Source organism: Catellatospora sp. NPDC049609 (assembly GCF_040675365.1).
Lineage (GTDB): Bacteria > Actinomycetota > Actinomycetes > Mycobacteriales > Micromonosporaceae > Catellatospora.
This window is the reverse complement of the sequence record NZ_JBFAOU010000463.1, coordinates 1-1,374: the sequence shown is the minus strand read 5'-3', so window position 1 is coordinate 1,374 and position 1,374 is coordinate 1. Positions and strand designations below refer to the sequence as shown.

Here is a 1,374-nt window from a genome sequence, read left to right as displayed (position 1 = left end):
AGACGTCGAGGACCTTGCCGGAGTGGCGGGACTTGAGGCGGTAGTAGCCGCCGCCGGAGTCGACGAACTGCCACTGCTGGTTGTTGGCGGTGCCGCGGGTCCACTGGGTGATGCGGCCGCCGTCGGCGGTGGAGAAGTTGTACACGTCCAGGGCTTTGCCGCTGTTGCGGTTGACCAGGATGTACCAGGCGCTGGTGTCGACGGTCGCGGCCTGGGCGCCGGTGGTGGCGACGATGGCCATGCCGGCACTGGCCAGTGCCGTGACCACGGCTGTGGTCACCACGGCGCGCCAGGTTCGCCGCCGGGAGGCGGGCGGTGCGAGGTTGCTGATGCCGGTCACGGCATCCTCCTTCGGAGTCGGTCAGGGCGGACGGGTGGGCGGGCACGACGCGGCGCCGTCATCGGCCGTGTGATTCGTCAGGACGGCCGTCCACGGTGCTGCTGGGTGACGCGGAGATGATGAGCGAAGCCGACGGTCACAGGTGCACCGTGGAGCGCGTCATGAATGACGCCGCCCGCTCCAGACGGTGACTATGGCGCTGCGTGGTTCTCGCGCCCGACTGTCCCGTCCGTCGAATGTGACCGATAACATGACGCGCGTCAAGATGCGGCGAAAATGTTTCGGTCACGTGATCGCCCCGTATCGGCGCGGCGCCACGTCAGGCGCCACACCGCCGTGCCACGACGGCGGGCACGGCGGGGACCGGCGGTCGGCCGGGCTATGCGGCCAGCGGGGGCCGCACCCGGAAGTAGCTGTCGGCCAGGAAGGCGGCCGAACCGTCGCTGTGGTCGACCCACATCTCACTGCCGCGCCGGTGCACGAACCAGCCCGGATAGTTCGACGACTCCAGCAGCACCGTGCCGGTGACGGCGCCGGCTCGTACGCAGAACGTGGCATCGCCCCGGAACAGCGCGGTGCTGTTCTGGGCGTCCAGACGCAGCCGCCACGACGAGTGGCGCAGGTACCGCCCGTCAGCGGCGCGGAAGGAGAAGCACTTCGCGTCGTTGAGCCCCGCGACCGCCTCGAAGGTCGCCTGCCGGCGCGCCGCCGCGCCGCTGCCGGCCGACAGCGGTTGCAGCACGCCGAGCCCGCCCGCGGTGGTGACGAACAGCCCGGGACCGTTGTCGGGCTCCAGCGAGACCGGCCCGGCCGCCAGCGGGCGGGCCGGTGCGGGCTGCGACCGGCTCGGCGAGGCGCTCGGCCGGGGGCGGCTCGGCGACGGACTCGGCACCGCCGGTGGTGCCGCCGTGGTCGCCACCGCCGACGGGGGTGGTGCCGCACCGACGGCCGGGCCAGCAGCCACCAGGCGGCCAGCACCCCGACCGCGACGGCGAACCAGCGGAAGTTCCGCCGGACGAACGCGCCGGTCCGCA

The 1,374-nt window shown here is 72.6% G+C and carries 2 protein-coding genes; both read right to left on the bottom strand.

The genetic code is table 11. The features are described from left to right. Nucleotides 1-241: RICIN domain-containing protein (locus AB0J67_RS41155; RefSeq protein WP_363491262.1), on the bottom strand; the 241-nt coding region annotated here is incomplete at its 3' end. 478 nt (nucleotides 242-719) lie between these two features. After that, nucleotides 720-1,304 carry an AbfB domain-containing protein gene (locus tag AB0J67_RS41150; protein WP_363491260.1) on the bottom strand — a complete coding sequence of 195 codons (585 nt, stop codon included), beginning with the start codon at nucleotides 1,302-1,304 and terminating at the stop codon, nucleotides 720-722. Nucleotides 1,305-1,374 lie beyond the last annotated feature (70 nt).